The 23,622-nt window shown below is 52.6% G+C and carries 24 protein-coding genes; 9 read left to right on the plus strand and 15 right to left on the minus strand.

Features of this window, described 5'->3' with window-relative positions; all coding sequences use genetic code 11:
* Positions 1-254 precede the first annotated feature (254 nt).
* From ACQ4N8_RS22935 to ACQ4N8_RS22960, 6 genes are all read right to left on the minus strand, one after another.
* A complete protein-coding gene (locus ACQ4N8_RS22935) occupies positions 255-1,745 on the minus strand; it encodes a protein adenylyltransferase SelO (protein ID WP_430706673.1) in 1,491 nt (496 codons plus the stop codon).
* A gap of 445 nt (positions 1,746-2,190) precedes the next feature.
* Complete coding sequence (locus ACQ4N8_RS22940; protein WP_430706707.1) at positions 2,191-2,643, minus strand: MBL fold metallo-hydrolase; 453 nt, start codon at positions 2,641-2,643, stop codon at positions 2,191-2,193.
* Between the two features lie 143 nt (positions 2,644-2,786).
* The gene (locus ACQ4N8_RS22945) at positions 2,787-3,047 is read right to left on the minus strand and encodes an MBL fold metallo-hydrolase (RefSeq protein ID WP_430706674.1); all 261 of its coding nucleotides are present in this window, start codon (positions 3,045-3,047) and stop codon (positions 2,787-2,789) included.
* Positions 3,048-3,197: 150 nt separating this feature from the next.
* Entirely contained in the window at positions 3,198-4,481 is a 1,284-nt protein-coding gene (locus tag ACQ4N8_RS22950) for an ammonium transporter (protein WP_430706675.1), read from the minus strand.
* Between the two features lie 374 nt (positions 4,482-4,855).
* A complete protein-coding gene (locus tag ACQ4N8_RS22955; RefSeq protein ID WP_430706676.1) occupies positions 4,856-5,206 on the minus strand; it encodes a P-II family nitrogen regulator in 351 nt (116 codons plus the stop codon).
* Between the two features lie 66 nt (positions 5,207-5,272).
* Positions 5,273-6,613 carry an enhanced serine sensitivity protein SseB gene (locus ACQ4N8_RS22960; protein WP_430706677.1) on the minus strand — a complete coding sequence of 447 codons (1,341 nt, stop codon included), beginning with the start codon at positions 6,611-6,613 and terminating at the stop codon, positions 5,273-5,275.
* Between the two features lie 75 nt (positions 6,614-6,688).
* Here ACQ4N8_RS22960 and ACQ4N8_RS22965 point away from each other — a divergent pair, with 75 nt between their 5' ends.
* Together ACQ4N8_RS22965 and ACQ4N8_RS22970 are read left to right on the plus strand one after the other, a co-directional pair.
* On the plus strand, positions 6,689-7,027 hold the full coding sequence (locus ACQ4N8_RS22965) for a hypothetical protein (RefSeq protein ID WP_430706678.1): 339 nt from the start codon (positions 6,689-6,691) through the stop codon (positions 7,025-7,027).
* A gap of 24 nt (positions 7,028-7,051) precedes the next feature.
* Positions 7,052-7,477, plus strand: a complete 426-nt coding sequence (locus ACQ4N8_RS22970) for a hypothetical protein (RefSeq protein WP_430706679.1) — start codon at positions 7,052-7,054, stop codon at positions 7,475-7,477.
* Here the strand turns inward: ACQ4N8_RS22970 and ACQ4N8_RS22975 are convergent.
* From ACQ4N8_RS22975 to ACQ4N8_RS22985, 3 genes are all read right to left on the minus strand, one after another.
* The gene (locus ACQ4N8_RS22975) at positions 7,450-7,776 is read right to left on the minus strand and encodes a phage tail terminator family protein (RefSeq protein ID WP_430706680.1); all 327 of its coding nucleotides are present in this window, start codon (positions 7,774-7,776) and stop codon (positions 7,450-7,452) included. The two genes, ACQ4N8_RS22970 and ACQ4N8_RS22975, sit on opposite strands and share 28 nt — an antisense overlap.
* A 307-nt stretch (positions 7,777-8,083) precedes the next feature.
* Positions 8,084-8,347 (minus strand): type II toxin-antitoxin system RelE family toxin, encoded by a 264-nt coding sequence (locus tag ACQ4N8_RS22980; protein ID WP_430706681.1) that lies wholly within the window; start codon positions 8,345-8,347, stop codon positions 8,084-8,086.
* Positions 8,316-8,573, minus strand: coding sequence for a hypothetical protein (locus ACQ4N8_RS22985; protein ID WP_430706682.1), 258 nt, complete (start codon positions 8,571-8,573; stop codon positions 8,316-8,318). The genes ACQ4N8_RS22980 and ACQ4N8_RS22985 overlap by 32 nt, the downstream gene beginning before the upstream one ends.
* Before the next feature lie 131 nt (positions 8,574-8,704).
* On the opposite strand from ACQ4N8_RS22985, the gene ACQ4N8_RS22990 reads away from it, so the two are divergent.
* Positions 8,705-10,168, plus strand: a complete 1,464-nt coding sequence (locus ACQ4N8_RS22990) for a potassium/proton antiporter (RefSeq protein WP_430706683.1) — start codon at positions 8,705-8,707, stop codon at positions 10,166-10,168.
* Between the two features lie 92 nt (positions 10,169-10,260).
* On the opposite strand, the gene ACQ4N8_RS22995 is transcribed toward ACQ4N8_RS22990, so the two are convergent.
* The gene (locus ACQ4N8_RS22995) at positions 10,261-10,956 is read right to left on the minus strand and encodes a response regulator (protein ID WP_430706684.1); all 696 of its coding nucleotides are present in this window, start codon (positions 10,954-10,956) and stop codon (positions 10,261-10,263) included.
* Between the two features lie 17 nt (positions 10,957-10,973).
* Positions 10,974-12,500 carry a sensor histidine kinase gene (locus ACQ4N8_RS23000; protein ID WP_430706685.1) on the minus strand — a complete coding sequence of 509 codons (1,527 nt, stop codon included), beginning with the start codon at positions 12,498-12,500 and terminating at the stop codon, positions 10,974-10,976.
* Positions 12,501-12,732: 232 nt separating this feature from the next.
* Here ACQ4N8_RS23000 and ACQ4N8_RS23005 point away from each other — a divergent pair, with 232 nt between their 5' ends.
* The 4 genes from ACQ4N8_RS23005 (at position 12,733) to ACQ4N8_RS23020 (ending at position 17,253) form a co-directional block, all read left to right on the plus strand.
* The gene (locus ACQ4N8_RS23005) at positions 12,733-14,025 is read left to right on the plus strand and encodes an ABC transporter substrate-binding protein (protein WP_430706686.1); all 1,293 of its coding nucleotides are present in this window, start codon (positions 12,733-12,735) and stop codon (positions 14,023-14,025) included.
* A gap of 97 nt (positions 14,026-14,122) precedes the next feature.
* The gene (locus tag ACQ4N8_RS23010; protein ID WP_430706687.1) at positions 14,123-15,013 is read left to right on the plus strand and encodes a carbohydrate ABC transporter permease; all 891 of its coding nucleotides are present in this window, start codon (positions 14,123-14,125) and stop codon (positions 15,011-15,013) included.
* 18 nt (positions 15,014-15,031) lie between these two features.
* On the plus strand, positions 15,032-15,874 hold the full coding sequence (locus ACQ4N8_RS23015) for a carbohydrate ABC transporter permease (RefSeq protein ID WP_430706688.1): 843 nt from the start codon (positions 15,032-15,034) through the stop codon (positions 15,872-15,874).
* Between the two features lie 35 nt (positions 15,875-15,909).
* The gene (locus tag ACQ4N8_RS23020; protein WP_430706689.1) at positions 15,910-17,253 is read left to right on the plus strand and encodes a glycoside hydrolase family 5 protein; all 1,344 of its coding nucleotides are present in this window, start codon (positions 15,910-15,912) and stop codon (positions 17,251-17,253) included.
* A 502-nt stretch (positions 17,254-17,755) separates the two neighbouring features.
* Here ACQ4N8_RS23020 and ACQ4N8_RS23025 read toward each other — a convergent pair.
* The 4 genes from ACQ4N8_RS23025 to ACQ4N8_RS23040 all read right to left on the minus strand — a co-directional run bounded on the left by ACQ4N8_RS23025 (position 17,756) and on the right by ACQ4N8_RS23040 (position 21,372).
* The gene (locus ACQ4N8_RS23025; protein ID WP_430706690.1) at positions 17,756-18,115 is read right to left on the minus strand and encodes a hypothetical protein; all 360 of its coding nucleotides are present in this window, start codon (positions 18,113-18,115) and stop codon (positions 17,756-17,758) included.
* 206 nt (positions 18,116-18,321) lie between these two features.
* On the minus strand, positions 18,322-19,212 hold the full coding sequence (locus ACQ4N8_RS23030) for a class I SAM-dependent methyltransferase (RefSeq protein ID WP_430706691.1): 891 nt from the start codon (positions 19,210-19,212) through the stop codon (positions 18,322-18,324).
* A 57-nt stretch (positions 19,213-19,269) separates the two neighbouring features.
* A complete protein-coding gene (locus ACQ4N8_RS23035; RefSeq protein WP_430706692.1) occupies positions 19,270-20,718 on the minus strand; it encodes an MDR family MFS transporter in 1,449 nt (482 codons plus the stop codon).
* A gap of 162 nt (positions 20,719-20,880) precedes the next feature.
* Positions 20,881-21,372, minus strand: a complete 492-nt coding sequence (locus ACQ4N8_RS23040; RefSeq protein WP_430706693.1) for an RrF2 family transcriptional regulator — start codon at positions 21,370-21,372, stop codon at positions 20,881-20,883.
* A 565-nt stretch (positions 21,373-21,937) separates the two neighbouring features.
* Between ACQ4N8_RS23040 and ACQ4N8_RS23045 the strand changes: the two genes are divergently transcribed.
* Both ACQ4N8_RS23045 and ACQ4N8_RS23050 read left to right on the plus strand, forming a co-directional pair.
* Positions 21,938-22,642, plus strand: coding sequence for a response regulator transcription factor (locus tag ACQ4N8_RS23045; protein WP_430706708.1), 705 nt, complete (start codon positions 21,938-21,940; stop codon positions 22,640-22,642).
* On the plus strand, positions 22,642-23,571 hold the full coding sequence (locus ACQ4N8_RS23050; protein WP_430706694.1) for a sensor histidine kinase: 930 nt from the start codon (positions 22,642-22,644) through the stop codon (positions 23,569-23,571). The genes ACQ4N8_RS23045 and ACQ4N8_RS23050 overlap by 1 nt, the downstream gene beginning before the upstream one ends.
* Positions 23,572-23,622 lie beyond the last annotated feature (51 nt).

A 23,622-nucleotide genomic window follows, 5' to 3' on the forward strand; every position in this document is an offset into this window, starting at 1 on the left:
GCCGAGAATCTGTATGAAAAATCGAATACAATTCGCAATTTTTGTCGTTAGTGACGAATTGTATTCGAAAAATCGAATACAATTTCGCGCCTGGCCAGTACCTTGTAGATTTAATGCAACGCTAGTGGCCTGCTGCTGCAATATTGTTGTACTTTCTACAACATTTCGGCCGGAACACCCTTGAGCCGTTGTGATTGTTGTATTAAAATCATTTGCCCCAAAGGCGGCTAATCAGGCCCTCGAAGCGTTCTGCTTCAGGTGCCGCAAAACGTGCGGTACGGGTGATCGCAGGCTTCCGGCAGCTCAGCATATTCCGCCTGCTCCGGCGTATGCGCAAAGGGACGGGCGAGGGCATCCAATAGCCGCTCCATAACGCTGTAATCGTCCCGTTCGACGGCGGCGTCCAGGGCGGCCTCCACTCTATGGTTGCGCGGGATCACCGCCGGGTTGCTGCTCCGCATCAACTGCTCCGCGGCGTCCGGGGCTTCCGCCTGCCCGGCTAATCTCGCCTGCCACCGCTCCAGCCAGTTCGACCATTCGGACGTGCCCGCCATCGGCGGTTCCTCCAGCCGGCCGAAGGTTAAGGCGAGGAACGTGTTGGTGAAATCGGCGTGGTGTTGCTGCATTAGATCAAGCAGGTTCTTCACGAGGGCTTCATCCTCCGGCCGTTCGCCGAATAGCCCCAGCTTCGACCGCATCCCTTGCAGCCAAGCCGCTTCGAACCGATCGCCGAAAGTCGCCAGTTCGGCTTCGGCCAGTTTGACCGCCTCGTCCTGGTCGTCATGCAGCAGCGGCAGCAGGCTTTCGGCGAACCGGGTCAGGTTCCATGCTCCGATGTAGGGCTGATTCCCATAGGCGTAACGGCCTCCCCGGTCGATGGAGCTGAACACGGTCGCGGGGTCGTACGCGTCCATGAAGGCGCAAGGGCCGTAGTCGATCGTTTCGCCGCTGAGGGCCATGTTGTCGGTATTCATCACGCCGTGGATGAAACCGACGAGCTGCCACTGAGCGATCAGGGCGGCCTGACGCCCGATCGCTTCACGGAGCAGCGCCAGGTAGCGGTTGCCCTCGCCGGCGTCGGCGAGACCGGCAAGCTGCGGAACATGGCGCTGGATCACGTAGTCGGCGAGCGCGCGAACATCCGCCGGCTCGCCGAACTGCGCGGCGTACTGGAACGTGCCGACGCGCACGTGGCTGGCTGCGACGCGGGCCAGGATCGCCCCGCGCTGCTCTTGTTCGCGGACCACCGGTTCCCCGGTGGTCACCACCGCCAGGCTGCGGGTCGTCGGAATGCCCAGCGCGTGCATCGCCTCGCTGATGATATACTCCCGCAGCATCGGGCCCAGCGCGGCCCGGCCGTCGCCGCCGCGCGAATACGGCGTCCGGCCGGAGCCCTTGAGCTGGATGTCGAAGCGATCGCCGTTCGGCGCGATCTGTTCGCCCAGCAGCAGGGCCCGGCCGTCCCCCAACATCGTGAAATGCCCAAACTGGTGGCCCGCATAGGCCTGGGCCAGCGGGTCCGCCCCCGGCGGCAGCCGGTTGCCGGCAAAAACGGCGACGTTCTCGCCGCTCTCCAGCGCGCCGGCATCCAGACCGAGCTCCTTCGCGAGCGGCTTATTCAGGACGGCCAACTTCGGCGCGCGGACCGGCTTCGCCTCCTGGCGCGTGAAAAAAAACTCCGGCAAGCGGGCATAGCTATTATCGAAATTCCATCCGGTATTCGGGGTTGCGTTTTGTTCGCTCATCGGTTCTCCTTGGTTTGTCGTCCCGGGTATCCCCGCGGGACGTGATTTGGAGTTAGTATGGGCATGGACCGGCATGATTATCTATGATATCGCCGGGGTGACTTTGTTTCCATTGTACTTGATGGACGGGTTCCCCGAAACCCGGGAACTTTCGCGGCAGTCTGTGAGTATCCGATCTGACGCGGGACCGTGTATTGTATCTGAAAAATCGAATCGATTTCGCCAATTCCGTCGATTTGGACGAATTCTATATGAAAAATCGTATATATCCCGTCCATATTCTGCGATTTCAGCGAATTATATACGAAAAATCGAATACATCTGCCCTGTCCGTCGATATCGATGAATTTGTATATGAAAATTCATATACGTCCATGGACAAAGGGGCAAGGGGCAGACCGTTCTCGGAAAGTTCCTATTTTCGCTCACCCATTCCGGGCCGAGCCTACGGAACCTTCCACCACGCCTCGGTCGGATATTCGGATGCCCCTACCTTAACGGGCTCCCCGATTTTCGGCGTCGCGACCGGGACTCCTTGCAGCTTGGCCTCCTCGGTCAGCCGGCGGGCCGGATCGTACCAGCTGTGCATCGCCAGCGTAAACGCCGCCCAATGTACCGGAAGCAGCACGTTCCCTTTGACGTCCAGATGGGCCCGAACCGTTTGCTCCGGCAGCAGGTGGAGGTCTATCCATCTATCGTCATACTGGCCGCACTCCATCAAAGCGAGGTCAAACGGCCCGTATTTTTCGCCGATTTCTTTGAAATGGGGCCCATACCCGCTATCCCCGCTATAAAATACCCTCGTCTTCGGCGTTGCGATGACCCACGAGCACCATAATCCACCGTCTTGGCTGAACAGCCCCCTGCCCGAAAAATGCCGGGCCGGCGTGCAGGCCAGCCGAACCCTTGGAACTCCAGCTCATCCCACCAATCGTATTCGCGGATCCGTCCGGGCTCCACGCCCCAGCGCTCCAGATGGCAGCGGACGCCCAGCGGCACGATGAATTCCCTCACCCGGTCCATCAAGCGCTTGATCGTGCCTTAATCGAGATGATCGTAATGATCGTGCGACAAGACGATGGCGTCAATCGCCGGAAGCTCGTCCAGGTCGCCGAACGGCAGCTCCCGATTATATCTTTTTCCGCCCCATCCTTGGATCGGCGAAGAGGAGGGGCCAAACATCGGATCGAGCAGCATCCGCACTCCCCCGATTTGCAGCGGCAGGGCCAAGTGGCCAAACCAGATGACCGTATCCTCCTGAATCTCTTCGATCGCCTGCCGATTCAGCTTGACCTGCGGCAAATGAGGATAAAGAACAATGTCATGTGGGTTGACCGCCTTCTTTACAAGTTGCTTTCATCCGGGAAGGTTATGCCGGAACAAGGCGATTTATGCACGACGCAAAAAAAGCATCATCCGAGGATGATGCTTCGGGCAGTGCCCAACCTATACCTATTTATTCACCGCCAAAACGGGTTCGAAATCCAGGTCAAAGTCCGGCTGGTCGCTGAAACGTTCCAAATCATTGTATGCCGGAATGCCGTGCATCGCCATGTCCAGCCCTTCTTCTTCCTCCGTGGCGGTGACCCGAAGTCCGATCGTTGCCTTCAGCAGCTTGGCGAAGCCGTAGCTCAGTCCGAATCCCCAAAGGGAAACGACGACGACGCCCAGCGTTTGCACGAGCAGCAGATGAATATGCCCCGTGGTGAACAGGCCCTCCTTAACGTCGAACAGACCTACTGCGATCGTACCGAACACCCCGTTGACGCCATGCACCGCGACGGCGCCCACCGGGTCGTCGACCTTCGTCTTGTCGATGGCGAGCGTACCCAGGATCACGAGAACGCCGGCAATCAGGCCGATCACGATGGCCGAATCGTGCGAAACGAAGGCGCACCCCGCCGTCACGGCCACCAAACCGGCCAATGCGCCGTTCATGGTCATGCTCGGATCGGCTTTGCCGAAACGGAACATCGTATAGAGCATAGCCGACGCTCCCCCGGCGGCCGCAGCCAAAGCGGTGTTCAGTGCAATGGCGGACAGATTCGCGTCCATGGCGCTTAACGTGCTCCCCGCGTTAAACCCGAACCAGCCGAACCAAAGGATAAACGTGCCGGCTGAAGCAAGCGGAATATTGCTTGGCGCAAACACGTTGACACTGCCGTCGGAATTGAATCTCCCGCGCCGGGCGCCAAGCACTTTGGCGAAAGCGAAGGCCGCCCATCCGCCCAAAGCGTGGATCGCGGCGGATCCGGCGAAATCCTTCATCCCCAGCTTGGCTAGCCAGCCTTCGGCATTCCAAATCCAGTGGCCGGAAATCGGATATAAAATCGCCGCCGTGAAAACGGCTATCGCGATATAAGCTTTAAAGGACATTCTCTCCGCCACCGCACCCGAAATGATCGAGATCACGGCAATGGCGAAGCCCAATTGGAACAACACATAAGCGGATAAGGGCAGATCCAGCGAAAGCTGAAGGTTCTGGGAAGCCCCCCAAAAATGGAAACTGATCAGCCCGCCCATATCGCGGCCAAACATGACGCCGAAGCCGACCAGAAAAAACACCAGTGCGCCAACGGTCAAGTCGACAAAGATCTTCATCGTCACGTTGACGGCATTCTTCGTGCGAACCAAACCGGCCTCCAACAGGCTGAAGCCGCCTTCCATCAACAATACCATCGCAGCGGCGACGACGACCCAGATCGTGTTTAATGCGGTAATGGACTCCGAATTCATGATGTCAACTCCCCTGACATGTAATCATCATGTTACAATTCACAAATCCGATTATAACGGACGATCGGGAACAGAGTCAATCAAAAAACGGAGTTCATGTCATATTTCTTGACGGAAAAATTATCCGATAGAGGGGGTTGATGATGAAAATCGCTCAAAAACTCGATATTTAATAGATTTATTGTGTAAATATAGATAATATATGTTTAATTTCAAAACATATCAAGTCTCTTCAAGCTCGAAAATCTGATATTAAACATTACATTATATGTTATATATCTAGAGGGAATTTATCCAAGAAGCCTGGCTTTCCGGAAGGGCGTTTTCCGCCGAAAACGAAAAAGCCACCCGGGGTACGGGTGACCTTGTATTTTTCAAGAATTCAGTTCATCGATGGTTTCGTCGGGCTGGCCGGTCCGGATATTATACATTTCAAGCACCGGCAGGACAAAAATCTTCCCGTCCCCCATTTCGCCGGTTTGAGCCGTTTGGATGATCGTTTGGACCGTTTCCTGCACTTTGAAGTCGGAGATTACGATTTCGAGCTTGATTTTTGCGTGAAGATTGACGGTATACGCTTGCCCCCGGTAGACGCCTGCCGCGTTTTTTTGCTGCCCCCGGCCTTGGACCTGCGATACCGTAAACCCTTTAACGTCGATCTCCCTGAGCGCTTCAATAACTTCTCTTAGTTTCTCATGCCTGATAATCGCTTCGACTTTTTTCACGATACCCCTCCAAAATGAACGTCAACGCTGGGATTATTATAGCATAAGGCGCGGAAATAACGATATTCACAACAGGCCGAAGCGCTTCTTTTTGTAAAAGGGTTTGAGCGACCTGACTTCGCCGGCCCAGTCGCCGTCTTTGGCGTCCACCAGATCGAGAGGCATGCCGTTCAAGTGGGGCGAAGCCGCGGCGGCGATTCCATTGAAGATCTCCTCCCGGCTCCCGTCCAGGTCGACGATCAGCAAATAACTCGTCTCCTGCTCCCTTGCCATTTGCCGCAGGTACGCTTCTTTGACGGCTTTTTGTGTCTTCATATAGGTTTTGACCGCTTCGATCATGGCTTCGGGATATACCTTCGGTATGCCGAGCAAAATGCGAGTCTCCTTAGGGACGACAACCTCCTGTACGGTTTCGGCATCAGGTTGGCGACTGCGTTCCTGGCGGTAAGCCTCGATCATCGCCTGATTTTTCTCATCGATCCGCAGCGGGATGCCCCGGCAATTGATGACGACGCCGCTCATGTTCCCGGACACCGCCAGCAGGTCGTCGTAAGCCGCGATGTTGCTGCTCCATGCCGTTTTGTCGTAGACCTTTTCGAATTCGGGCCAATCCGTAAACGCCGGCAGCCAAGCCGAATCGTCCTCCGCGTTCAGCACGCCGAACTGAATGACGGTCCCTTGCTTCAAGGTCTTCACGCCTTGCTCGTCCGCGGGCGAGGGGTCGGACTCTTTTAACTGCATGGGCAGCAAATATCTCGCCTGGAGAACTTCATCGAGCATTTGCGCTTCCAGCGCGTTCAGTTCCCGTTGCTTGGCCTCCTTATCGCCCGTCGGCGCATGCAGATATTGGAAGAAATGGATCATTGCCCGCTGCAGCCCCGGATTTGTCACGGGAATGCTGATCTCCGGCGTGCCGGTCCAATCCGGCGGCGGCAAAATGTCGTCCCGGCCGATCTCGATATGATACTGCCCGTTATCGACAAGGACCTTCGGAAGCCCCAGGATATGCAGCTGCCCAAACGTCTTAAGGACGTCCTCCCCGCCGATCTGTTTCATCTCCAGCATCAGCAGCTGCTGCCGGAAATAATCCTCCACGTTCGCGGCATACGCCTCCTGCGAAAACATCCACACCCGCTCGTCCCCATCTACGTAAGGATAACCCGTCGCCTTGTCGTATGCGAGATACAGCGCCTCGGCCGCTTTGATCTTGTCGTGCAGCACGCCAACAAAGACCTTGATCCGTTCGTCCAGATACACCTCCGGAAAAGCCTCCTCCGCCTTAAAGCGCTTGGCGGCATGAACCAAAAAAATCAGCTCCTGAATCTCCAACTCGCCGAGTTCTTCCGCAGATACCTCCGGCGTTAATATGAATTTCCGCCCGATCTCGTCTTTCCGTTCCTCGTTCATCGACCCCGCTCCGTTTCCCCTTTGTTTGTTTTAGTATAGCTTTGATGGGTGGGTGAGGGGAAGCCGCAAAGAAAATTGAGAAAATTGACCGCCATTCAAAAAATGGATAACGAGTACATGGAGCGGGAGAGCCTGAGTTTAAGCCAGTTTGCGAAACAAATCGGTTTTAATGCCGGATCACTCAGCTATATTCTGAATGGCAATAGAACAATGAACTCTGAACAATTAGACCATATCACAGAAGGGATAGGTCTGCCAGTAAGACCACTTTTTACCTATATAGCTTATTCGGATTTGCTTTCAGGAAATGTTTGTGAAGCCAGAGGAGACTACGAAAAGAACCTTCAATATATTGAAAGATATGCGGACTTGGATTGGGTAAAAGAGGATGACGAAGAAGCTTCGATTTGGTAAGAAAAATTCCAAGCGTGGGCCAGAATGAACACCATGGTAACCAAGTTATTTTCAGGAGATATTAGTGTGCTTCCGGAATACATATCTTATATCGAATCGAATAAAGATGAATCCTTACTTTCTCTGTTGAACATCATGGAGGCGGCCAATCGTCATAACTTTAACGTAGACGAAATTCTCCAACGTTTTGATATATCGTCGGTAACCATGCAGGATGATTCAAAAAGCGTTTATACTCGTCAGACCATTGAGGAGCGTTTGGCCCGGTTTTACTACGAATTAGCCGATTATTATCTAAATAAGGGGCAGTACAAAGAGGGATTTATCTACTTAATGACTAGCTTGGATAAATCCGTACGTATCAACAAAAAAAGCTTCGTCGCTATACTTAGTGGCTTAAAGTCTGAATCAAAGGAAAGTAGTCAATACTGCTCTGTAATACGTGAATAGGAGCGGATTGGCACGTCGAGCGAATACGTCCGCTTGAAACGGCGGTTTAGCTCGCGGGTCTGCTCCGACTTCGACAGCTGCACGAACAAGCTCGGCGCCGGTAACCCTTCCGAGCCCCGCTCGGTGTAAACCGGCAGCTCCGGAAACCGGGCCGTGAGCGCGGCAGCTACGCTCCGCACCACGTCATTCAAGGTAATCTGCGTCAAATTCTCACCTGCCTTCGCATGCGCTTGCTTTTCCCGCCCATGATCCAGGGAACCTCGCGGACGCCCTCCTCCGGCGAACCTCCGTTTGCCCACTGTTCGAACGCCTTACCTCAATAGCGCCTACCTGACCTCACTAACCGATGCAAGGGGTTCGTCCGAAACTAAAGACCGGCCGCAGTCCCCGAAACCGGCGAGAAAAAAGCAGGGCCGCGAAAGTCTCATTCACGGCCCTGCTTCAAGGATGAAGTTTTATCTTCTTCGACACTATCATTGTATCTTGGTTCGGCGGCCGTCATCGGCCTTTAAGCGGACAAGCAGCGGACGGGGAGTGGACGGATAGAGGTCAGGTATGAACGAAAACCCCACCCAGCATAAGCCAGTGGAGTTTAGCGATAAAAGGTTATTTATAAATGTCCCCTCGCGAACCGACTGCACGTACAACAACCATTTTTTCATCATGGTCTATTTCGAAAATAACCCTGTACGTACCTATTCTTAACCGATACAATCCAGAGTCCCCTTTCATCCGCCTGATATCCCCAACTGGCGGAATAACCAGTAGACCTTTTAATCCCTCGGCAATACGCTCTTGCATGATTTTTTCCTGTTTTGCTATGAATTTTAAAGCTTCTTTATGGTAAATCAATTTGTAAACCAAACTCATTTTTTGCATCCTCCCCCGACAAAAATTCGGAAGAGTTCTTTAATTGTTCGGCTTCATCTTTACTAAACGGTTCATTATCCGGTTCTAAACGATCTATATCTCCCCAATCCAAACCTTTATTTTCAGAGCGATCAATCAGGTACTGCAGAAAGTCAAACGCTGTATTTTGGTCCTTCTCCCGAAGACGATCAATCAGGTTATACAAGTCCTCTTTCCGAACCGTCATAAAAATCCCTCCCATAAGGATGAATACAAAGTTTTTCTTATTCTACCCTAACATCTTCACTTTAAACGATTTCCAGTACGGGATCAAATAGACTACAATATATAAAAAAACAGGTAAAGGAAGGTGATTATTTGCCCTTTACGATTGACAATACGATTCTCTTATTTTCCCTGCTCCTCTTTATCGGCGTGTTCACCACGAAATTTTCTGCGCGGTTTGGTTTGCCCTCTCTCGTTTTCTTCATTGCCGTCGGCATGGTGTTAAGCAAATTCATTTACTATGACAATGCCGCGTTAACCCAACTATTCGGGATTATGGCGCTGATTGTGATTCTTTTTGAAGGCGGGTTGCAAACCAAATGGCGAAACGTACGCGAAGTCATGGTTCCTTCCTTGTCGCTGGCGACGCTCGGCGTGGTATTGACAACGCTTGTCATCGGAGTAAGCGCGAAGTTTATTCTCGACGTGAGTTGGCTGGAAGGGATGCTGTTTGGAGCGATCGTCGGCTCAACGGATGCCGCCGCCGTGTTTGCGGTGCTTGGCAATAAGAATATCAAGCAGAGGCTCACCTCCACGCTTGAAGTCGAATCCGGAACGAACGACCCCATGGCCGTTTTCTTAACCGTTTCGTTCATCCAACTCATCCAATCGCCGGATGCCAATATATTCACGCTGATTTTGAGTTTCTTTTGGCAGATGGGGTTGGGGCTGGCTTTGGGGCTGCTATTGGGGAAAATCGCGGTCTGGTGCATCAACAAAATCAATCTGGACTCGTCCGGCCTCTACCCGGTGTTGGCCATGGCCTTTGCGATTTTCACGTACAGTTCCACCTCTTTATTAAAGGGAAGCGGACTGCTTGCCGTTTATGTGATGGCTTTGTGGGTCGGCAACTCGGACCTGACCTTCCGCCATTCGATCTTCCGATTCAACGAAGGTTTTGCCTGGATGATGCAAATCCTCATGTTTATTTTATTGGGCTTGCTGGTATTTCCGGCCGAATTGGTCAAGATCACCTGGCAGGGCATTGCTTTATCCGTCCTGTTGATGTTTGTGGCCAGGCCGATCGGCGTATTCATCAGCACGATGCTCATGAAATTCACCGTAAAGGAAAAGACTTTGATCTCGTGGGCCGGATTGCGCGGCGCAGTTCCGATCGTTCTGGCTACCTATCCTTTGCTGGCCGGCATGGAAAACGGCCCTCTTTTCTTCAATGTCGTATTCTTCGTCGTGTTGTCCTCCGCTTTGATCCAAGGGGCGACGATCTCGCCTTTAGCCCATGCATTGGGCCTTTCCCAGGGCAAAAAAAGCGTTGTTCCGCACACGCTGGAGCTAGTCTCCATGGGCAAAACCAATCATGAAATCGTGGAAGTTCACGTCGATGAACAATCGGGAGCGGACGGCAAAGAGCTTCGGCAACTCAAAATGCCGCAGGATTCGTTGGTCAATGCGATTATTCGCGAGCAAAAGATGATCACGCCGCGGGGAAACACGCGATTGCAAGCCGGAGACACTTTGTACGTTTTGGCTCGAAAAGGACAAACCGAAGAAATCAAGGCGCTATTTCATCAGCAAGCAACGAAGCAAGACAGCGTATAAGTCCGGGGCGGAACGAACGGCTACTCCGCCGCGTTCGCCCGGTCCATGATCTCCTGGACGATCGCGGTTTTGGCGTCGGCGTACGTCCCCCTTCACTTCCCCTTCCGCTGCGCCAGAATCTGCGGGATGTGCAGCTCGCGGAGGACGGGGACGATCTCCTGAACGCTGTTTTTGCCGAATTTCTTCAATATGCTGTTGATCTGCGATTTGAGCGTCGACGTCTCGACGTGCCGCAGCTTGCAGATTTCCTGGCGGGTGTAGTCCTTCAACAGCAGCTCCAGCACTTCCAGCTCCGTCGAGGTCAGCTGCGTCAGGATATAAAAATTGTGCAGCAGGCTGTCCTCGGTTTTTCGGATCCGCTGGAATTCGCGCGTGATTTTGCCGGCGATGTTGGCGTGCAGGGAGGGGCGGTCTTCATACGCGTCCTTCACCGCTTGCAGGATGGCGTCGGCCGGCATGTTTTTCAGCAAGTAGTTCGTGGCTCCCAGTTCGAAAGCGCGGAATACGGCCTCGTCCGTATCCAATACCGTCAGCATCACGACCTTCACCGCCGGCATGTAGTTAAGGATTTCCTCGGTCGCCCGGAGCCCCGCCTGCTTGTCCTCCAGCTCGATATCCATCAAAATCACGTCCGGTTTATTCAGCGCGGCCAGCATCGTTCCTTCGTATCCGCTCGACGCGCTGCCCACGCATTCGATGTCCTTGTCTTTGGACAGGATCATCTGATACCGTTTGGCGATCAATGGATCGTCCTCCACAATCAACACCTTGATGGCCGGCGTACTCATGCTGCTTCTCATCTCCTTTAACTTTTCGCAATCGACAGCAGGGGCATCACGATCCTAAACGTACTGCCTTCGCCAAGCCGGCTCTCCGCATGGATTTTCCCGCCGTGGGCGGTAATGATCGAATGGCTGATGGACAAGCCCATCCCCCAGTTGGTAGCCGTCGGTTTGGAGGAATAGAACGGCTGAAAAATCTGCCCCGCCTGCTCCTCCGTCATCCCCGCTCCGTTATCCGATATCGTCAATTCTACCCATTTATTCCTGACGATCAACCCGATCGTCAGCCTTCTGGATTTGTCCGGCACGTATTCCAGCGCGTCTACCGCATTGGAGATAACGTTCCCGATCGCCTGCGAGAAATAATACGGGTCGGCCATGATCACCGGCTGTTTGGCAGGCGGAGCGTAACCGACCTGAATCGGCTTCAATTCGGACTGCATGTCCTGCAGCAGCTTATCCAGCAGCTCGCTTAACGCGACCGGCTGCAAATCGATTTTCGACTTCAGCGTTTTCTGATGCACCGAGTCCAGCCGTTCGTACACCTTCCGGCAGCGCTGCTCGATTACGCGGACCTCCGCGACCGCCTCGGGCGATTGTTCCAGCATGTTCTCCAGAAACTCCGTCTGCGCCATGATCGCCAGCAGCTCGTTTTTCATGTAATGGCTAAACACGCGGGAGGTCATCAGCGCCGAATCGATGTTGGTGGAGATGACCGACTCCTGGTTTTTGATGCTGTTCTGGATGCGCGTATATTTATAGATGCCGTACAGGCTGATCAACAGGCACAGTCCCGCGATATAAGGAAGCAGCGTGTAAATGGATGGGTTCCCCACTAAATTGATCGGTTTGTAATGGACGAAATGGGCCGCTTTAGACACCTTCACCAGCACGTCCGGCGCCCAGTAGTTGATGTAATAATACGTCACCTGGACGGAGATGTAAGAAATCAGGATCATGGCGATATTGCTGCGGATTTGTCGCACCTTCGGCGCGTCGTACAACGCATAAACCAGCAACACGATGCCGGCCGCGAGGTATAACGTGTTCACGACGAAAGTAAGCGCATGCAAAGTCTCGTACATCGAAACGACGGCTTGGGAGCTCATGACCCCGGGATACAGCTGATAATACAGATTCGCGTAAAAAGAAGGATCGTACACGATCACCTGGATCAAACACGGCACCGCCAGTCCCGCCAACAGCCATACCCCTCGCTGCAGGTGTACGTGGAAGGCGAAATAAATCGCCGAGCATAAGCTCGCATACAGGAACACGACGGTGGAGAGATTCAGCAAACGGATCAGGCTCAGCCGGGAAATCGGCAAAAACATGAATTGGTTCTGCAAATCTCGGCTGATGCCGAAGTAGTCCTCCAAACTATAGTAATAATACGCGTCCTTCGACATGTAAATAATGATGCAGGACACGACGATCAAATAGGAGAAGCCCATCAGCAGCATAAACAACGTGGCTTTGGTATAGCGCTGCTGCATCAGGCAAAATACGGCGATGGCGATGAAGAGTATGAATACCAGGAAAATAAACATGCTTGTCCCCCCCTTCCTCTTCTTCGAAGTACTTCATTTTAGTTCAAGGCTCCCCGTCTGTAAAGGTTGAAATTTTCTACAACCGGGAGGCCCTCTGGCGGCCACGGCCAGCATCGGAATCGGCCCAGGGAACGGGTTCTGCGCTTTCCGGCGACGATAAAAGTTCAACCTTACGAGGATAGGTCTACAGGCTTACACTATAAACATAACACAGATATGGGAGGGGTTAAGAATGAATAGAAAGAACACCCGCGTTGGCTTGGCGGCGGTGCTTGCGCTGATGCTCACACTCGTGGGCTGCGGCTCAGGCAATCATGAAAGCGCCAGCAATCAAGGCGAGTCCGAAAAAGTCGTGCTCGACTACTACACCTGGACCGACGAAGCCGATTACATGCAAAAAATCGTCGATGCGTTCAACGCGCAAAACAGCGACATTGAAGTGAAAATGACCACCATCAGCAACGATGCCGACGAATACAACACGAAAATCATGAACAACCTGTCCGGCGGCTCCAAAATGGACGTCTACAGCATGAACGGAACGTCCAGCCTCGGGCTTTATGCTTCCAAGGGCCAACTGGTCGACCTGACCGACCAAATCAAGGCGGCCAATCTGGACGTCGGCGCGTACGGCCCCAGCTTCCAGGACATCACCGACGTACTGACGCAGGGCAAATATTACGCCCTCCCTTACCGCACCTCGCAATACGCCTTGTTCTACAACAAAAAGCTGTTTGACGAGGCCGGCGTCCCTTATCCTCAGCAAATGACCTGGAACGAATACGCCGAGCTGGCCAAGAGCCTCACCCAAGGCGAAGGCGCGGACAAACAATGGGGCGGTTATTACGCCGACTGGCTGATCGCCCCGCTGGGCGCGCTGCAGGAAGGCGCCACGGTCCTTGACGACGATCTGGCCCCGGTCACCAACTGGCTCGATTATCTGAACCGCCTCTACTACGAGGACGGCTCCCATATGAGCTACAAGCAAATGAAGGCGGAAAGCATCGACTGGATCAAGCAATTCGAAAGCGACAACGTCGCTATGCTCGTCAACGGCGAATGGACGCTCAACATGCTGAAGGCGGACATCGAAGGCGGCAAAACCGACATCGAGTTCGACATGGCTCCGCTGCCGCTGCCGGAAGGCACGAAGGACCCGATCACCGTGGGCGGCGTGAGCACCTTCATCGGCATTAACCCGCAAAGCGAATACGGCGACGCCGCGTTCAAGTTCGTGCAGTTCGTCGCCGGCGAAGAAGGCGAAGCCATCATCGCCGAGTCGAGCGTGCTGCCGGCCTACGCCAGCGACAAAACCAAGGAAGCGTTCCTGAACGCCACCGGAACCCAAGGCAGCGGCTATTTCTTCGAAGCGAACACCGTCGTCGAGAACCAGCCGGTTCCGCAAATCGACGAAGTGAACCGCGTATACAACGAACAGCGTGACCTCTTCCTGTTCCAGGAGCAGGATGCGGCCACGGCCATCCAGAACTTCACGAAGGAACGTCAATCCGTGCTGAACCGGTAAGCGAGTTGGATACAGCTAGACTTTCGGCTTCCGCGTCCATCACGGAAGCCGAGCCTCTTTTTAGGGGGCTTAAGACAACTTACAGGAGGTGGCCTCGATGATCAGCCAACGGCTGCGCAGCTTCAAGTCATACGTTCCGGGGACGTTATTCATCCTCCCGGCCTTCGTCTTGTTTGCGGTGTTTATTTTCATCCCCTTAGTGTATGGCCTGGGCATGAGCTTTACCGATTACGGCGGATTTAACCTGAAAGCGAACTTCGTCGGCACGGACAACTACGCCAAGCTGTTCCAGGACGATTATTTCCTCATCTCGCTCAAAAACAACATCATCTATACGCTCGTGTTCGTCCCGCTCACGGTGCTGCTCGCTTTATTGTCCGCGGTGGCGCTGAACGGAATCCGGCATTTGCGCAAATATTTGCGGATGGCCTTTTATTTTCCGCAGATCACGTCCATGGTGTCCATCGCCATTGTTTGGGGCCTGCTTTTCAATCCGATGTCCGGGCCGATCAACACCGTGCTGAAAGGGATCGGCATTGCCAATCCCCCGGAATGGCTCATGTCCTCGCATTGGGCGTTGCTGGCGATCATTCTGGTAGCCGTGTGGAAAAGCTTCGGCTACTACATGATCATTTTGCTGGCCGGCATCCAGGGCATCCCGGAGCATCTGTACGAATCCGCCAAGCTCGACGGAGCGAACAAGTTCCAGCAGTTTTTGTACATTACCCTGCCGAGTTTGTCGCCCACCCTGTTTATGGTGCTGGTGCTGACGATCATCAACTCGTTCCAGGTGTTCGATCTGGTCTCCGTCATGACCGACGGCGGCCCGGGCCGCTCGACCAACGTGCTCGTCTTCCGCATTTACCAGGAGGCGTTCATCAATTACCGCATGGGCTACGCCGCGGCGATGTCGGCCGTTCTGTTTCTCGTCATTATGGTCATATCCCTCATTCAATTCCGGATGGAAAAGAAATGGGTCACTTATTAGAAGGGGGGAGGACTTGATATGCATGCTGTTCATGGGCTCAAAAAAGGCCGTCCGCTCTATTACGTTCTGCTTGCCGTCTTGGTGATCTGCTCGGTCGCCGCGTTGTTTCCGTTTCTCTGGATGATTTCGTCCTCGCTGCGGACGGACGTCGATCTGTTCAAAAACCCGACGAACTGGATTCCGCAAACGTTGTATTTGGACAACTACCGGGAAGTTTGGCGGGCCATTCCGTTCGGCCAATACGTGCTGAATACCGTGAAGCTGTCGGTGGTCATCACCGTTTTGCAGGTATTGATCTGCTCCATGGCCGCTTACGCCTTTGCCAAGCTGAAGGTGCCGTTCAAAAGCGCCGTGTTCATCCTGTTCATGGCCAACTTGATGATGCCTTGGCAGTCGATCATGGTGCCGCAATTTGCGGTCGTGAGCCGCCTCGGCTTGTACAACACGCACGCCGGCTACATGCTGATCCAGCTGTTCAGCGGATTTGGCATTTTCCTGATGCGCCAGTTTTTCCTCAGCCTGCCGAACGAGCTGAACGAAGCCGCGCGCGTCGACGGCTACAGCGAATGGCGGATTTTCTGGAGAATCATGCTGCCGCTATCGACCCCGGCGCTATCGACGTTGACGATCTTTACGTTCACGTACATGTGGAACGACTATCTGGCCCCGCTGATTTATTTGAACGACGACGCGTTAAAAACGCTGCAGCTCGGATTGAAGGCTTTCCAAACCGAGCATACGACGGATTACGGCCTGCTGATGGCCGGCACCGTCCTTGCCACAGTCCCTATGGTCGCGGTGTTCCTGGCCGGGGAACGGTTTTTTATTCAAAGCGTGGCCACGACCGGCATGAAAAACTAACTTTTGATGGATGGGAAAGGGAAAGGTATTGAACCATGACGACGTTAAATCATTTTGTGCAGGTATCGGGCGAGGACTTTGTGGCGGACGGGAAAAAGATGCTGTTCCGCGGCTTCGGCCTCGGCTCCTGGATGAACCTGGAGCATTTCATGATCGGACTGCCGGGAACGGATACGATGATCAAGCGGGCTTTTGCTGAGGTATATGGCGAGGAGCGGAGCCGGGCGTTTTTCGACCGCTTCCTGCTCGAGTTCGTCGACGACCGGGATTTCGAATTTCTGAAAAAGCTGGGCGTCAACCATCTGCGTTTGCCGTTCAACTACAAATATTTCATCGATGACCAAAACCCGGAGGTCTTGAAGGAAGATGGCTTCAAGTATCTGGATCATGTCGTCGGCTTGTGCGAGAAGCACCAAATCTACGCGATCCTCGACCTCCACTCCGTGCCGGGCGGACAAAACCCGGACTGGCATTGCGACACCGCCTCCGGCCTGCCGCTGTTCTGGGAATACGGCGCGCTGCGCGACACCGTGATCCGGCTGTGGGGGCGTATTGCGCAGCATTACAAGGATCAGCCGTGGGTCGCCGCTTACGACATCGTCAACGAACCGTCGATGGTCACCAACGCGGAGGTGTTTAACGAGTTCTACCGCAAGGTGATCGCGGAAATCCGCCAATACGACGAGCGGCATATTATTTTCATAGAAGGCAACGCGTTTACGACCGACTTTTCGATGATTGATCCAATCGACGATCCGCAGGTGGCCTACGAGTTTCACTTCTATCCGTTCGTCGACGAACCGGCCGTGCTCACCCGCGAAATGGACCGCGCGCGCCGCAAGGAGATTTTCGCAGAAGCCTTCCACAAACTGCTGGCCATCCGCGATAAATATAAGCGCCCCGTCTGGTGCGGGGAGCTTGGGCTTGTGTTCGAGCAGGAACAGATCGGTTTCCAGATGGAAATCATCGAGGACATGCTCGACCTGTGCGAGGACAACGACGTGTCCTGGGCGCTCTGGACCTACAAGGACGCCGCCACGATGGGCATCGTCTACCCTCGCGCCGATACGCCTTGGCGCCGGTTGACGGACGAGATCAAGCAAGTCTGGAACCAGCACCAGGAGCAGGCAAAAGGCGAAGCCCTGGTCGACTACATGGCCGCGACCTACTTCAAACCGATCTCCAAGGAAATGCGCTACCCGCTGCAATTCCGCATGCGCACCCTGATGCAGGTCATCTGCGTCGAACAGAACCTCAAGCCATTCCTCGAGAAGCGATCCTGGGAGGAAATCTCCCAACTCCCGGCCTCGTTCCATTGGGAGCAATGCGAGCATTGGGCGGAATTGGCGAGGGTGGTGGGGAGGTATACGAAGGGGTAATGGATTTATTGGCGATGCGAGGGGTTATCCTTGCATCGCCATTTCCCTTTTTTTTGCTCAGGGATGCCGAAAAGATCTGGCGTAAAATATATACGAAAAAACGAATAGAATTCCCACGCGCTAAGGCTGTTTTCTTCAGCAAATGGGATGATAAACTTATACAATAATGAATTATACGAAAAATCGTACAAGTTCCGGCTGTTTTATGGGAGATTGAATAATTTGTACGGTTTATCGTACAAAAGAGGACAGCAGGGCAAGTCAATGAGGGCGTTTATACGAAAAATCGTGCAAATTGGCCAGCAATGGATCGAAAAAAGCCAGTTTGTACGAAATTTCGCTCAATGATGAACCCGCTGACGTTGTCCGATGATAGAACGGTGTTTATCCGGGAAACCCTTCTGGCCCCCCCTTTGAGATGAGATGATAAATTGGCAATGGGAGCTGGGGGAATATACGTTGTATTTCAAACGTGGGTTGGACATTCAGAAGTCGCTAGATTTTACGCTTGAGTGAGATGGATCCACATTTTACCGACATTGTGCATACCAAACGTGTTGATTTGCCTTCCATTACTATCCCGAATAGCAAAATAAAAAATACTCGCCGCTATCTGAACCCTTACGGAATCGTCTTCTAAATTCAATAGACTGGATGAAATTGTATAATTTTCATTTGCTTTTACTTGTTGAGGAGCTTCAATACTAACAGCATACGATTCTGTTTCAGGAGTAAAAGCAGTTTCTGTTTCTGTTTTGGTAACAGGAACTGGCGACTCCTTTATTGAGTTATCTGGCATTGATTTAGAGTTGCATGCCACACAAAGCAAGGATGTAGCAATTAATAGGATGACAATTTTCATTAACAGCACCTCCTACTTCTTGGACGTCAAAAGAAGCGGAATTGTTCCAGTCCGCTTCTCATAATGTTTACGATTGATACACATTACTCTTCACTTTTGGTCCCGGCTTCGGCTTCGTTCCATTGGGAATCGACTCTACTGTTTCTCTTCGAACCTAGACGCAGCTAAAACAATGAGGCCACGCAAAGGTACTTTATGCTCATGGCTCAAATCTCCCTCGTGTACATGTTCTGATCTTGCAATCGAATCAGTACTTTGCCAAAACGCCCCCCCTCATGGATGACGACTTTTCCGGACGGATAGGCTTGCTCCAAATAGTCGGCAACTATTTTCCGATTCCGCTCATCTACAGGCAAACGGTGATGGTGAAGCCAAGTCATCGCTTCTTGCAACGCCGCTTCTCTGGGGACTTCCGTCGTTTTCGCTTCCCGCGTGATCAGCGATTCGTATGCATAACCTTTAAGATACAGCAGATGCAGCAAATATCCCACTTCCATAAGTTTCGTATGGTAGGGCTGACCGGTGACGAGCGGCCAAATTTCATTTACTAGGCTGTGCTCTGGAGGACTTACCGGCATACTGATATAACAGAACTTCCGAGCGCAATGGAGTACCTTTTCCACGCTATCCCAATTATGAATGACCGGGCACATCGAGACAAAGACGAGATCGAAGGCCTGGCTCCAGCCTTTGGTCTTCACATCAATATCTTCAAACTTTTCGGGCACAATCTTCACCTGCTCTTCGGCAAACTTCGAGATGTTTTCTTCCAACAATTCGATCAGCGGGGGAGAGGTCTCTACGGCCGTTACACGGGCCCCTCGCTCCGCAAACGGCACTGAGAACACGCCCGAAGCAGCGCCAATATCCAAAACGGAGGCGTTTTCGAATTGAATTCCTTGTCCTTCAAGCCAGTTCATGATTCGCTTGGTTCGTTTTCTTCCCTCTTCGTTAAACGATTGTTCGTTGAAAGTCTTGGCCTTCTGGTCAAAAGATCGGGCAGGATCGATTCCGGCCCTTCTCATCTTGTTTATGGCGGTATCGGAATCGTCTTTCCATGCTTTTTCCCATATGGCTGCATTAAAAAAATCGTTCATAAGCGTTCCCCACACTTCCCTTATAGTTTATGGATTCTCCTAAACGAACGGCCTTTTTCATCCTGACGCCTGTTCATGTTCAGGTGATTTCCCTTTACGGAGAAAGAGACCGAGTACGAGCGCAACGAGCGCGATGATGACACCGAACCAGAACGCGTTGTTGATACCGGCTGCGAGTCCTTTGGCGATTTCCGCCGGAGCCTGCGGATCGCTCGATCCGCTTAAGTACTGTTTCTGTCCGCCCGACATGATACTGATGTACAAGGCAGTTCCGATTGCGCCAGACACCTGCTGCAGCGTATTCAAAATCGCCGTCCCGTGCGGGTGCAGATGCTGTGGCAACTGGTTGAGCCCGGCTGTCTGTGCGGGCATCATGACTAGTGCGATGCCAATCATCAGCGCGATGTGAACAGCAACGAGGAAACCGGTGCTCGTCGCTTCGTCGAATCGGGTGAATAGCCACAACGAGACGACGGCAATGGCCAGTCCTGGGATGACCAGAACGCGAGGCCCAAACTTGTCAAACAGCTTGCCTGAGACCGGGGCCATGAATCCGTTCACAATCCCGCCAGGAAGGAGGATTAAGCCGGACTTGAATGCCGTTACCAAGATCACGCCTTGCATAAACATCGGAAGCATGATCGCCGATGAGAAAAATGTCATCATAAGCACAAACAGCAGCACCGCGACAAGCGCAAATGTCGGATACCGGAACGCACGTAAATCCATGACAGGCTGCTTTAACAATAACTGCCTCCAGACGAACAGCAACAAGGAAACACCGCCCGCGGCGATCGTCCAGATAACTTCCGGCCGCAACCAACCGTGATTGCCGGCACTGCTGAACCCATAGACGATTCCGCCGAAGCCGATCGTCGACAACCCGATGGATAAGAAGTCCACTCGCGGTTTGGTGACTTCCGACACATTCTTCAAGACAGCGGCTCCTATAATAATGGAGAGCAGCGCAAACGGTATCACGAGGTAAAACAGCCAGCGCCATAAAAGTGCGTCAACGATTAAACCCGAAATCGTCGGGCCAATCGCCGGTGCGAACATGACGACGAGCCCTAGCATCCCCATTGCGCCCCCCCGCTTTTCCGGCGGATAAATGGTCATGATTACGTTCATTACAAGCGGCAGCAGCATGCCGGTTCCTATCGCTTGAATAATTCGCCCGACCAGCAGCACGCCAAATTCCGGCGACACCGCTGCGGTGACCGTACCGACGAAGAACAGACCCATCGCCGACAGAAATATTTGCCGAGTCGTGAACCATTGCTGCAGGATTGCCGTCACTGGAACGAGCACGCCAACGACGAGCATGTAGGCGGTGGAAAGCCACTGGACCGTTGCCGCAGACACGACGAACGATTTCATCAATTCGGGGAGTGCGTTGCCCATTAGCGTCTCGTTCAAAGCGGCGACGAACATGCCGACGATCAGTGCGATCATGATCGGACCGCGCTTCATATTATTTAAATCGATCATAAGTTTCTCCTCCATACTGCTGTTTTCAGTTCATTATCGATGACCGGGGCGGCAAATGGCCTAAAGAGGCAGCGGTAGTCCCTGATGCAACTTTTTCTCTGCAAAAAAGTTGTTTTTCATTGCCGAAATACATCTTTATAGATCTTCAATATCCATAATTAAAGCGCAAGAAGTGTATCATCTCTTGTTTGCCTCATGGTGGCAACGCTTGAAAGCCTCATCCAGTACCGATTGGATCGTGCGCTCCCACAAGTATTGGTGCAGATGCCGTTCCGCGCCCTCCATCACCTTCTCGACCAAACATTCGCTCTTTCCTGAACACTCCTGATCCCGCTCCCGCTGGACAGTCCCCTCTTCCGCTAACAACCGATGTTGCTGCGAATTCGTATTGGAACATTCGAACAACTTCTGTCTTCCTTCAATCACTTGAATCACATCAAGAAACGTAATCTGTTCAGCCGGCCTGGCTAGCTCGTAACCGCCGTTTACCCCTGGCACAGCATTTACGATTCCATCCTGCCTCAGCTTGGACATGATTTTGGACAAGTAGCTTTCGGAAACACCCAGTGCCCCAGATAATTCCTTGATTCTTACATTGTTGGAACACTTCGAGTGTCCCAGATGAATTAAGGCGTGTAGGGCATAATCTGTACTTTTGGAGAACTGCAAGTTTCCCTCCTCCCTTCACAATATTATAATCATTACAGACCCTTAATATCCATAATATATGATTCAACTCCAAGTTGCAATACCATCTTGATCCGAACTTCGCTTCCAGTGGCGGCGAATCTGGAAATTGCATCAGCGGTGGCTATCTCGCGGATTACTTGGAGATACAACGGCCGTCCAGGATCCGAAAGGTAGCACCTAGACGGCTACTGTTTTTTTAATTAAGGTATCTGCCAAGGGTCAGTATTTGTTAACCTTTGTATAGGAAGAATAGGTAGTGCTTGCCGAACAACGATAACATTCTACTCCCACAAGGATTTGAGGCCTTTTTTGTCGAATTCATCTGAGGTCAACGACTGAATTCGGGCAACTGGTTATGGACATCGGCGATTCGCTGACGGCTCCAGAAATAGAGGAAGGTCCCGCTAAAGTGGAACGCCAGAAGAAGAGTCCCCCACCATGAACGGCTCCGAACAATCAACTCGTGAACGCTTTTCCTGCATACCTATCTGAAAGAGCAAAAACCTAATAAACGTATCCGATCTTATACCGAGGGGTGAGCACCATCGCATCGAACATTCTTATTGTCGAGGATGACTTGGAAATTCACGGCTTACTGGTCAACTGCTTACATACAGAAGGTTATGATACAACCTCCGCTTATACAGGGGAGGAAGCCCTTGGCTTCATCAAGCAAATGTCTTTCCAACTTCTGATATTGGATCTGATGTTGCCTGAGATTGACGGTTACGAGGTGCTCCGCCGCGTCCGTGAAACACATAACATTCCCGTGTTGATCTTGTCTGCTAAAGGGCAAGAGGTGGATAAAATCATCGGTCTCGGACTCGGGGCGGACGATTATTTGACGAAGCCGTTCGGGCTTGGTGAATTATCCGCTAGAGTCAAGGCGATGCTTCGGCGCTATTTTTACTTCAATCATTATTCGAACGACCATTCTCCAACCGTACTGACTCATGGCGAACTAGCGATCGACCTGCATACGTATGAAGTAACCTCCCTTGCCGGCAAAATGACGCTGACAGCCAAAGAGTTTGATATTTTAAAGCTGTTTCTGAGCTATCCCACCCGGGTATTCACGAAGTCGCAAATTTTTCAGGCCGTCTGGAAAGAAGAAACCGTCTCCGACGAGAATACGGTCATGGTTCACATCCGACGGCTGCGCACCAAAATCGAGCCGGATCCGTCCAACCCGATCTACATTCAAACGGTGTGGGGAATCGGGTACAAACTGGGGGAGGCTACGAGTTGATGCCGGCGTACATCCTAATTTCCGTCATCCAGCTGGCCATAAGCAGCTTTCTTGTTTATCGTCTGTGGCATATGAAGCGGCAATTGGCACTTATGACCACGCGTGTTGAGGACATACGTGCGGGAGCCATCAACCAAAGAGTGCGCCTCCAAAGCAGCAGTTCCGCTTTGATCGAGCTCGGAGGAAGCATAAACCGGCTCATAGACGACTTGCAGCAAAGCATGGAGAAGCTAAATCTGCTGGAATCCGAACGAAAGAAGATGATTACCCACTTATCCCATGATCTGCGAACCCCGTTGACAGCGATGATGGGATATGTGGAAGTCATGCAACGTGATCAAACCTTGACGGAAGACATACGGCAGCAATACTTCCGAATCATAGCCGCCAAAGGGAACAAGCTAGATGCGTTGATCAGGGACTTTTTCGAGCTGTCCAAATTAGAAGCCGACGAAGACGCGCCGGAACCCGAAAAGTTAAATATCATCGAGAAAATTCAGGAGTCCGTCCTCTCTTTCTACCAACAGTTCCAACTCGCGGGGCTCGCGCCACAGCTGGAATTTCCGGAGCGAAACCTTTACGTTTGGGGAAACAGGCAGAGCATCGAAAGAATCATGAACAATCTGCTGACCAATGCACTTCGTTACGGTGCAGATGGCGAGACGATCGGGATTCGAGTGCGGGAGGCGGAAGAACGCGTGTGGGTCGACGTATGGGATTGCGGTCAAGGGATTTCGGAGACCGACCTGCCCCATGTCTTCGAGCGACTCTATACCGGCAAAGCCTCCCGTAACGCGGGCCAGCAAGGCAATGGACTAGGCCTGACGATCGTAAAGAAACTAATCGAGAAGCAGCTCGGCGAGATCCAAGTGAGCAGCATTCCGAATGAGCTGACCGTTTTCTCCTTTTACCTGCCTCGGGCAACTTAAGAAACATGTAAGAAATAATTCAATCCGATGTAAAAGCGCTATCGTATAATC

The organism is Paenibacillus macerans (assembly GCF_050565405.1).
GTDB classification, from domain to species: domain Bacteria; phylum Bacillota; class Bacilli; order Paenibacillales; family Paenibacillaceae; genus Fontibacillus; species Fontibacillus macerans_B.

What these genes read in the sequence shown, in the direction of transcription:
- ACQ4N8_RS23035 (WP_430706692.1), bottom strand. Translation starts at nt 20,718, where the DNA reads ATGGAGGAGAAACTTATGATCGATTTAAATAATATGAAGCGCGGTCCG.
- ACQ4N8_RS23000 (WP_430706685.1), bottom strand. Translation starts at nt 12,500, where the DNA reads ATGTTTATTTTCCTGGTATTCATACTCTTCATCGCCATCGCCGTATTT.
- ACQ4N8_RS22985 (WP_430706682.1), bottom strand. Translation starts at nt 8,573, where the DNA reads ATGACGGTTCGGAAAGAGGACTTGTATAACCTGATTGATCGTCTTCGG.
- ACQ4N8_RS23050 (WP_430706694.1), top strand. Translation starts at nt 22,642, where the DNA reads ATGCCGGCGTACATCCTAATTTCCGTCATCCAGCTGGCCATAAGCAGC.
- ACQ4N8_RS22935 (WP_430706673.1), bottom strand. Translation starts at nt 1,745, where the DNA reads ATGAGCGAACAAAACGCAACCCCGAATACCGGATGGAATTTCGATAAT.
- ACQ4N8_RS23020 (WP_430706689.1), top strand. Translation starts at nt 15,910, where the DNA reads ATGACGACGTTAAATCATTTTGTGCAGGTATCGGGCGAGGACTTTGTG.
- ACQ4N8_RS22960 (WP_430706677.1), bottom strand. Translation starts at nt 6,613, where the DNA reads ATGAACGAGGAACGGAAAGACGAGATCGGGCGGAAATTCATATTAACG.
- ACQ4N8_RS23030 (WP_430706691.1), bottom strand. Translation starts at nt 19,212, where the DNA reads ATGAACGATTTTTTTAATGCAGCCATATGGGAAAAAGCATGGAAAGAC.
- ACQ4N8_RS23015 (WP_430706688.1), top strand. Translation starts at nt 15,032, where the DNA reads ATGCATGCTGTTCATGGGCTCAAAAAAGGCCGTCCGCTCTATTACGTT.
- ACQ4N8_RS22970 (WP_430706679.1), top strand. Translation starts at nt 7,052, where the DNA reads ATGAACACCATGGTAACCAAGTTATTTTCAGGAGATATTAGTGTGCTT.
- ACQ4N8_RS23005 (WP_430706686.1), top strand. Translation starts at nt 12,733, where the DNA reads ATGAATAGAAAGAACACCCGCGTTGGCTTGGCGGCGGTGCTTGCGCTG.
- ACQ4N8_RS22950 (WP_430706675.1), bottom strand. Translation starts at nt 4,481, where the DNA reads ATGAATTCGGAGTCCATTACCGCATTAAACACGATCTGGGTCGTCGTC.
- ACQ4N8_RS23025 (WP_430706690.1), bottom strand. Translation starts at nt 18,115, where the DNA reads ATGAAAATTGTCATCCTATTAATTGCTACATCCTTGCTTTGTGTGGCA.
- ACQ4N8_RS23010 (WP_430706687.1), top strand. Translation starts at nt 14,123, where the DNA reads ATGATCAGCCAACGGCTGCGCAGCTTCAAGTCATACGTTCCGGGGACG.
- ACQ4N8_RS22995 (WP_430706684.1), bottom strand. Translation starts at nt 10,956, where the DNA reads ATGAGTACGCCGGCCATCAAGGTGTTGATTGTGGAGGACGATCCATTG.
- ACQ4N8_RS22980 (WP_430706681.1), bottom strand. Translation starts at nt 8,347, where the DNA reads ATGAGTTTGGTTTACAAATTGATTTACCATAAAGAAGCTTTAAAATTC.